Source organism: Marinicella gelatinilytica (genome assembly GCF_026410405.1).
In the GTDB taxonomy this organism is placed as follows: Bacteria; Pseudomonadota; Gammaproteobacteria; order Xanthomonadales; family Marinicellaceae; genus Marinicella; species Marinicella gelatinilytica.
Genome location: NZ_JAPMLN010000027.1, coordinates 1 through 9,233, shown reverse-complemented (window position 1 = coordinate 9,233; position 9,233 = coordinate 1). Strand labels below are relative to the sequence as shown.

General features: G+C 42.8%; 5 protein-coding genes and 1 CRISPR repeat array. All 5 genes read right to left on the bottom strand.

The window, feature by feature from the left end; genetic code table 11:
- Nucleotides 1-531: 531 nt before the first annotated feature.
- Nucleotides 532-3,145: a CRISPR direct-repeat array (repeat unit 28 nt; unit sequence TTTCTAAGCCGCGTGTGCGGCGGCTAAC).
- A 143-nt stretch (nt 3,146-3,288) separates the two neighbouring features.
- Genes cas6f through cas3f form a run of 5 tightly spaced genes read right to left on the bottom strand, consistent with a single transcriptional unit; the run spans nt 3,289 to nt 9,119 of the window.
- Complete coding sequence (cas6f, locus tag OS173_RS13065) at nt 3,289-3,939, bottom strand: type I-F CRISPR-associated endoribonuclease Cas6/Csy4 (protein ID WP_267184734.1); 651 nt, start codon at nt 3,937-3,939, stop codon at nt 3,289-3,291.
- A gap of 4 nt (nt 3,940-3,943) precedes the next feature.
- Nucleotides 3,944-4,939 (bottom strand): type I-F CRISPR-associated protein Csy3, encoded by a 996-nt coding sequence (gene csy3, locus OS173_RS13060; RefSeq protein WP_267184733.1) that lies wholly within the window; start codon nt 4,937-4,939, stop codon nt 3,944-3,946.
- Nucleotides 4,940-4,949: 10 nt separating this feature from the next.
- Nucleotides 4,950-5,891: a type I-F CRISPR-associated protein Csy2 gene (gene csy2 / locus OS173_RS13055; protein ID WP_267184732.1), complete on the bottom strand. Its 942-nt coding sequence runs from the start codon at nt 5,889-5,891 to the stop codon at nt 4,950-4,952.
- Entirely contained in the window at nt 5,888-7,249 is a 1,362-nt protein-coding gene (gene csy1 / locus OS173_RS13050; RefSeq protein WP_267184731.1) for a type I-F CRISPR-associated protein Csy1, read from the bottom strand. The genes csy2 and csy1 overlap by 4 nt, the downstream gene beginning before the upstream one ends.
- Nucleotides 7,250-7,268: 19 nt before the next feature.
- Nucleotides 7,269-9,119 (bottom strand): type I-F CRISPR-associated helicase Cas3f, encoded by a 1,851-nt coding sequence (gene cas3f / locus OS173_RS13045; protein ID WP_267184735.1) that lies wholly within the window; start codon nt 9,117-9,119, stop codon nt 7,269-7,271.
- Nucleotides 9,120-9,233 lie beyond the last annotated feature (114 nt).

The following is a 9,233-nucleotide window of genomic DNA, read 5'->3' as shown; positions in this document are numbered from 1 at the left end:
TTTATTATCAGTGATTAAAAACTTAACTCATAAATGGGGCGCTGCCCCAAACCCCGCTGCTCGGCGCAGTGCCGTGGGTAAGTGTAAGAGAAAAAGAATGAAAACTTAAAAACAACACAGCCAAAATAGGCTGAAAACCATAAAAAGCCTTTGAAATGAAGGAGGCGTTCATATATGTCGCGTGAGCAGGACGCGGAAGCGACCGCGTTGCTCACGGCCTTAACGGCCATTTCGTGTCGCTTCTTTTACTACGTAAAAACCGCATCACTGTATTTGCCTGGCCACCCGCTAAACGTGGGGGAATGTCCTTGGGACTTCATGTACTTTTGACCCTAACCGCGACGTCCTCGGACTCCGCTCCGGGGATCCATTTTTGTTTACTTTGTACTCTACCACTTCAGCTGCAGAAAAATATTGGTTTAGGGTGGTTCAACCACAGCAACAGATGCTTTGCTCTATAATGTGGGGATTGTTCTTAATAACCACTTTTATCATTGTGATTAATAACGAGCAGCAAAAGGATTTCATTATTCTCTAAGCCGCCTGTGCGGCGGCTAACGCGAAAGTAAGGAACGCATCAATACTTACACTTTTCTAAGCCGCCTGTGCGGCGGCTAACATAATAAATTATATATTTACTTTAATTTTACGTTTCTAAGCCGCGTGTGCGGCGGCTAACTTATGATGCGTTCCACGGACATGAATACCCTTTTTCTAAGCCGCGTGTGCGGCGGCTAACGCAATGAATCACTAAACGCAAGTCGAGACAGTTTTCTAAGCCGCGTGTGCGGCGGCTAACGTTATCAATTCATGCTTTAACAATTCCATGCCTTTCTAAGCCGCGTGTGCGGCGGCTAACTGCTAAGCAAATTGGAACCTGTAAAGCATTATTTTCTAAGCCGCGTGTGCGGCGGCTAACCTTAATGCAGTCATAGAAAGCGGACTTTCTCATTTCTAAGCCGCGTGTGCGGCGGCTAACCAAATCCGTGTACTTGGCACGGGAAACAGGGTTTTCTAAGCCGCGTGTGCGGCGGCTAACTAACAATTTTCGGGTCAGTAGGTTTTTGATTCTTTCTAAGCCGCGTGTGCGGCGGCTAACTTTACCACAACTTAGCTTATGAATCAGTCACATTTCTAAGCCGCGTGTGCGGCGGCTAACGCAATAAGACAGCTTAATCAAGCGATGCAGTCTTTCTAAGCCGCGTGTGCGGCGGCTAACGACTCAAGTAAACCAACACCGTTTTGAATGTCTTTCTAAGCCGCGTGTGCGGCGGCTAACGCGTAAACGTTTCGCCCTCAGATTTATCATAAATTTCTAAGCCGCGTGTGCGGCGGCTAACTACCCTCACCGGCTGAACCTGGATACCCTCACCTTTCTAAGCCGCGTGTGCGGCGGCTAACAGCATATGATCGACATTACAAGAAAATCAATATTTCTAAGCCGCGTGTGCGGCGGCTAACTACGGATTCGACTATTCTGTCAGCTTCATCAGTTTCTAAGCCGCGTGTGCGGCGGCTAACTTGCTGATTGCCGAACCCTGCGACTCAAGCGCTTTCTAAGCCGCGTGTGCGGCGGCTAACTAAAATTAAGAGACGTTAACGGTAATGCCGTTTTTCTAAGCCGCGTGTGCGGCGGCTAACAGAGCATGCTGGCCACGGGTGAGTGGGTAGCCTTTCTAAGCCGCGTGTGCGGCGGCTAACTCTTCATCCGTGGTGAGTAGTTTTTGTTTAGCTTTCTAAGCCGCGTGTGCGGCGGCTAACATCGACACCATCGGCACCACCCGGGGGCCATCTTTCTAAGCCGCGTGTGCGGCGGCTAACGAACATGAAAAGACGTGTGCCGGTAAACCAACTTTCTAAGCCGCGTGTGCGGCGGCTAACTGAAAAAATGGACGTGGCCGCGCGATTTGGCACTTTCTAAGCCGCGTGTGCGGCGGCTAACGATTCAGTGGCTATCAGCTTGGACAATTGGAATTTCTAAGCCGCGTGTGCGGCGGCTAACGCAAAAAATGCCGATTTAATCGAAGTTTTATCTTTTCTAAGCCGCGTGTGCGGCGGCTAACTGTCAAATCACCGTAACGAACGGCTGCCGAACTTTCTAAGCCGCGTGTGCGGCGGCTAACGTTGCTCACGTTCGGCGGGTGATCCTTTAATATTTCTAAGCCGCGTGTGCGGCGGCTAACGGCGAGTTTGTGCGGACAAAGCGAGAGCGTGATTTCTAAGCCGCGTGTGCGGCGGCTAACATGGCGTTGCCGTTTAGACGCTTGAACGTTCTTTTCTAAGCCGCGTGTGCGGCGGCTAACGCTCAAATATCTTCTCAACTAATTGCTGTTTATTTCTAAGCCGCGTGTGCGGCGGCTAACCTTTAGGATTTACATTAAACACCGACCCTGTTGTTTCTAAGCCGCGTGTGCGGCGGCTAACTAAGTCCACCGGCTGAACCTGGATACCCTCACCTTTCTAAGCCGCGTGTGCGGCGGCTAACGCAAACAGGGAAGAAAAGGTAATGGACGTCATTTTCTAAGCCGCGTGTGCGGCGGCTAACGGGTTCTGGCATCACAGAGATTATTGAGGGCTTTTCTAAGCCGCGTGTGCGGCGGCTAACGTCACGGAAGCCCTACGGGGATACAGCAAAGTTTTCTAAGCCGCGTGTGCGGCGGCTAACCTGATTTATGGGCTACGCAGTACCCACCACCTTTTCTAAGCCGCGTGTGCGGCGGCTAACAAATTTTCTAAAAATTCAGCCTTTATTTTTTTTTTCTAAGCCGCGTGTGCGGCGGCTAACGATGATGCTTGGCGGATGACAACATCGCTTCGTTTCTAAGCCGCGTGTGCGGCGGCTAACTGTGGCGATTGCGATTGAGCCTGAACCCATATTTTCTAAGCCGCGTGTGCGGCGGCTAACTCAATTACGGCGGTCATGCATGTTTTGACGCTTTTCTAAGCCGCGTGTGCGGCGGCTAACTTGGGAATATGCAAAGCACAATCGGTTTTGGTTTTCTAAGCCGCGTGTGCGGCGGCTAACCTAAACTTGATTGGGTCGAGGTCAGCGGTACATTTCTAAGCCGCGTGTGCGGCGGCTAACGCATGGAAGTTGACACTATGCAGTTAAGTTTTTTTCTAAGCCGCGTGTGCGGCGGCTAACAGCAATTTTAAACGAAAAAAATAAGTTACGACAAGGCTTTGTGGGTGTTTTTATTCTTTTACCCAAAAAATTTGCCCTGTTCGTAACTTATTGATAAATAACAAATTGTTAAGTTGCTTTTAAAAAAGGGTATTTCACGCTTTTTACCAGTGTGGAACCGTGGTTTTACTGCTCATGCCATAAGTATTGAATACGCCGGTTTGCGGTTGATCGGTTTCTGATTGATCAATTTCTAAAGAGAATTGATTATTTCCACTCAGGCTTTTCATCATAATGTATGGGTAAGATTGAAGTTTCGGGTTGTCGTATAAGTCTGCTGATTTACTTATACTGATACCTTTTTCCTTTGCGTAGTTTTCAATTTGCTGCTGTTTGGCTGCTTCAAAAGAAATATTTTTTCTTTTCGCAAAGCGTCTGGTAAGCCGCTCCATATTGCCAATTTGATCTACTTTATTAACAACTAAATGATTTTTCACGTCTTTTTCTGGTACCGATTTAATGCTTTTAATATGAACATAATCACTCAAACGGCTGAGCCATTGGTTGAGGTCTAATTCCCGTAATTCATCTTCGCTTTTGGCAAAAACACGGAGTTTTGAACCCAAGACACTGATGATTTTGTCATTCTTTTCAAAACGCCGGTATTCCGGAAAACTGACACCGATGTTAACGGTGTCGTCTTTGTTTTTTAATTCGACAAGGGCAATGTGGACTTGCATAAACACCTTGCTCCAGACGAAATAGGGGGAAATATCCGGTGATTTTATGATGGTGATTTCTTGGTAGTGATTCATGGTTTTACTCCTTACCACTTTCACCAAAGACTCCGCCACGAATTAAAACACCCATCACATAATGCTGTTGGTCAGTCTCAGGTTTTTGATCTTTGATGATCCAATTATCAAATAAGGAATAAAAATCTTGTTTTTGACGTGGCTGTCTAAAAGCTGTACCTAAAGTTGTTACGGCACCATAGGGCTCAACAGCAATCGGAAATTCTGCATCCGGATACCAATTATCAATGGTTCGGATGGCATTGCCCACTTTTTGGGAATGCATACCGGCTTTATCGTTGACTTGGTAAAGTACTTTACTTTTCTTGTTACCGGTATCAAGCACAAGTTCTTGTGATGGATAAACTTCTTGGCCATAGCCCATATTCGCTTTGGCTTCAATGTACAGAATAATAAATTTTTCGCCATTAAGACCTAATTCAATCCACTGTGCTACTTTTTCTATCGAATCATCTGTGTTTTCAAATGTATTCAAGCTGTATTCTATGGCATTAGGGATTTTTACAGTTTCATCAGCGCACTTAATGTTGATTTCGATATTTTCAGCGCCGACTCTGTTCCGCCATAACCAGCGTGCATTGACAATATTCGTGGCATACCGGGTAGCCAGTTCTTTAACACCATGTTCTTGTCGATAGCCGTTAACAACATTTTGTAACGCTGTTTGATAATCTTGGTCGTTACATACATTGGGTTTGCCGTCAAAAGGTAAAACCTTGCAGCTCCATTTAGCAATAAGTGTGTTGTTTTCGGCATTTAATGCGGCTGTGTCCACCGTTTGTAAATTTGCCTTTTCTGTTTCTGCATCAAGTTTAGCAGGATCATTAGCGAGGGCTTTTTTAAGTCGGTTACTAATGGTTCCGCGGACTGATTTTTCTTTAATAGTAATGGGTTGTGGTTTTTGGTTTGGGTTTTGACTGTCCGCTTGCCAGAAAAAGGCATCAGAAGTATCTAAGTTACGTTCAAAAGCCAGTACGCTTGCAGTTTTTAATGTGCTCATAATTATCTCCTTAGTTGGTTTGTGTGACTAAATATAGTTCGTTGTTAAAATCATATTGGTAGTGCCAAAAAGCATTATGTAGTTCGTTAATTCGGTGTGGGAATACCCACTTGCCAAGACTGTAAATGGCTTCTACATATTGACTTGGGTATTCGGGGTTACGGGTGTTTTGCATCACGCCCGGTTCGAATAAATCAGAAATGCCCTGGTAGCCAATTGGCATTGGCACGAGCCATCCGCGTCCAGTTTTAGCTGATCGGGTATGCCATGTGGTTTTGTTTTTATTATCCGTTTCAGGAACATGGTGCAAACTACAGACATCAAGCAGGGCATCTAACTCGGTGGCTTTTGGATTTGTGGCTCGCAAGTTATTTGTGATATAAATTAAATCCTGTTGGGCATTCATTAACACGAATGCCGGCAGTAGCATGGGTTTAAGCTTGTCGCTATCTTCCTCTGTCACAAATCTAACAGGTTGGTAGCGAGAGATATGAGTGACACTGCCTCCGGCGATTCGTTGCTGCATAATCCATTGTTGGCTCTGCTCAATAAGTTGTGAAATGTGATTGTCTTCCACATCCAAAGCATCTTCAGCCAAAACCTCGATAGCCAGTGTTATGTCTAAGTTACATTTGCCCTCTTCAATAATGGATGCTGTTTTACCATCTTTTTTAATGGGGTTGCGGGTTTGGTTAAATGTATAATCGTTATAACTATTGGCTCGATACGTTTGTGGCTGGCAATCATGGCAGGCAATTAAAACACCATCCAGTGATATGTGATTAAGTGTGTCATGTTGACTTAGTTTTCTCGACATGGCATGAACAGCACCTAAAAAGCCGGTTACAGCCGGAAAGCCATACGTTAACGGGCTTGAAATGCTGTTGGCGTTATTGATTTTTACTCGGTTAAAAACTAAATAGCCGATGACTTCTTTATCTTTACGGTTCATGCGAATACCTCCTTGCCTAATCGTTGACTTTCTTTAATCATTTCTGTCATTTCTTTCTGCCATTCGATATGTTCAGCATCACCAAAGTCATGCTTGAGTTGTTTAAACTTTTGCTGAATTTGCGTGTTCAGCCAATTGGCAAAACGCACAGCAATCTCATCTCGCCAGTTTTTGCTTTCACGGTCTTGTTTAAAAGACTCTTGATCTTCAAGGTCAGCTCTTTGCGGGTCAAGCCATAGTTTTTCATGGTGGTTCAGGTTGTAATTTATACTCCAGCCGGGTGTTTCATTATTTTGTATTTCAAAGGCGAAAGTTATTACCTTATAAAGAATTGAATCTAATACTGTCTTGCGTGCATCGCGAATATTGACGTTGTTGTAATTGGTTTGAATGAGTTTAAATAAACTGTTCAGTGATTCACGGCAATGGTAGGTCAAATGTTTATTGAATAAGCTTTCAGAGTAGGGGTTTAATCGCAAGGATTGATGGCTCTTAAAAATGGGCGGCATTGAGGGGAGTAAGTAATTACGACCACCTTGTTTGCTCATTAACTGGCTAACATTCTGTGGTTTTGTACCTCCAAGCTGAGTGACCGCTATGTCCGATAAGGAAAGATATGGTTTGTGTTCAGCGGTTTTTTTAAAACGATTATTGCGTGCGGTTTTGTTTTCTTCTGAGTACCTTAAGTTGTTAAGTGTTTGGTAAAACTCGTGGATTAAAACTGAAGGATACAAAGGGATAATACAATGGTAGTTATTATCACTACCAAGTGCGAACAACATCTGTTTATTTCTTTCATGAGTTTTTGATTCTTTAATTTTAGGATTTAATGAATTTTCAAAGCTTTGCTGAAAACTATCAGAAACTTCTTTTTCAGATGCAAAAGCACCTTCAATTGCCGGGTGTGAAATTTTAATTAAATCTTTAATTTTTACGTTTTCATCTTCGTCTACAAACCAGTTATAGAATGCCGCTAATGGTAAAGCCGCCGCGTTACCATTGGCATCAAGGTGTTCACTTTGAATATTTTGTGAGCCAAGAATACCTTTTGGTAACTCTCTTTCGGTATTAAAAATTATATTATCGCCTTTTGAATCAGGATGGATACCTTTCGAGATATGGGTGCCAAAAGTGAGTTGATTGGTATATCTTTCGGCTGCGTTTTTCATCCAATTATCAAGCTGAAACTTATGTTGTTCTTTTTGAATTTTTTCTTGTAACTCTGCGACTTTTTCATAATCTTGGTTTTCTTGCGCCTTGATGAGTTGTTTTTGTGGGGGTTCGGTTTTTTTATCAATCTGAGCCGCTAAAAACGCCTGAACTGCAGATTTGAATTGTTCTTGTGTAATATTTTTCATAATTACTCCTAATTTGAAATTATTTGTTTCTCCAAAAACCCAGCCATTCATTGAAGTGCCAACCATGGGTGTTGTCCTCAAGGGCTACCTTTGAAAACAAAGTGGCTAAATACTGGGTGCTTTTATCTGTATATTTGGTTTTTAAAAGGTTTAGTTCCGTTGCCGTATCAGTGAGCAGCCAAGGGCTGATATTGTCATTGTTAAATACAATTTCTTTACGATTAATTAGCTTACTGTGCTTGGTGGAGCCGGATAATTTTTGTTTTTTTACTTGTTCGGCCGCATAGACGTCAAAATCTTTATCATTGGGTATGAGTATCCATTCTTCTTGGGCGTTACCAGCTCGAAATGGGCTAAGAATTTGCAAATGGGTATGAGCCATGTTGGCTGTGGTGTTTTCATCCCAATAGGCATTAACAAAATTAAGCGATTCATTGTTCATCAGGTCTTGCATGACCGCATGTTCTAAATCAGATAATTTATTTTCTGGGGTTAATGGTTGAGGCTTGATGATTCGTGGCAAGGCATCAATTTGATTTAATTGCTCTTTGGTCATTAAGTCATTCATATCGTGGGTTTCAAGTGGAAATTCACTGCTTTCAAAACCCGGTTTCGTAAAGACAATGTTCTCTTTTTTTAAATGACGAATATTGTGTTGTAAGATAAGTAAGTTGGTTTTATCAGCCACTTTATCGGGACGATGTCGCCATATACGCCCGGCAAGCTGAATAATTGAGCGCATGGAAGAAGGTTCAACAATGGCCCAATCATAATCATGATCTCGGCCCACTTCTGCCACAGGCGTTGCCAAGACGATAAATATATGATTTACAGCCGGGCTTTTGGCTAAGGCGTCTTTTATTTCTAAATGGTTAAATATCAACTCAGGGTTTTTAGCATTACGTTTTAAGACACGATCCAATTTTGTTTCTAAGGCATTTCTTAAAACCAATAGTTGCTTGGCGTGATAACAGGTTAAGTGGATGTGATAGTTATCATCCGCCAATTCTAAAGCGTTCATGGCTTGTGCTATTTCAACAATGTTTTGGATATTAGCGATTCGAATTAAGCCAACACTTATTTTCTTATCTTGTTTTTCTTTTTTGACATGATGTTTGTCATGAAGGCTGATTGAAGATTTTACTAACTCCTTTGCCAGTCCTGAGAAAAATTGGGTATGATCTTCACGCGTATAGGTTAATGCTAAGGGCAGAATTTCAGCCCGTCGTCTTATAATTTGCTGTTGAAGATATTTTGCTCTTTTGGTTATAAACTTTTGATGGGTTTTGGTAAATTCAGCATGGTCTGCACAGGTTGTTTTTAAACTGCTTTTTTCTTGTTCATCAAACCAGGCACATACAACGGCAGGTCTTTTTTTACCGTGATTTTGATTATAAATAATTCGTCCGGATTGATATGATTTGAATAACCCTTCAAGTAAATCAGGTGGTAATGTGGCTGAGGAAAGCAGTATGCGACTGCCAAGCATTCCGGCTAAATGGACTAAACGGTTAAGTGCCGGTAAGTCACTTTGGTCAAAGTCATCAGGTTCATCTAAAATTAAATCACTGCTTAAAAGTCTTAACATGGGCGCAATGTAACCGCCGCCTCGTTTGCATTCAGAGGCTTGAATAATATGGTCAACTGTACAAGTGACGATGGGTGCGAACAGTAAATCTCTGGCTTTGGGGTTTTCTATGACAGTGCCCAAGTTTAATTCTTGGTATTGACTGTAATCGATGTCTGCATCGACAATTTCTTCAATAAAATCCTCTGCAGATTCACTGCCCCAAATCGCGCTATTGTCTATATCCGTTGTTTTCTCGCCTGTTAGTTTATTCTCAGCCTCAATTCGGATAATAAGTGCAATTTCCTGAGGAGGTCGGTTAACTGGTATAGTTACTGATTTTTCTCACCAAAAGGAAAATGCAATATGAGCTATAAACAGTTAACCGAAACAGAACGATATCAGATTTACAGGCTA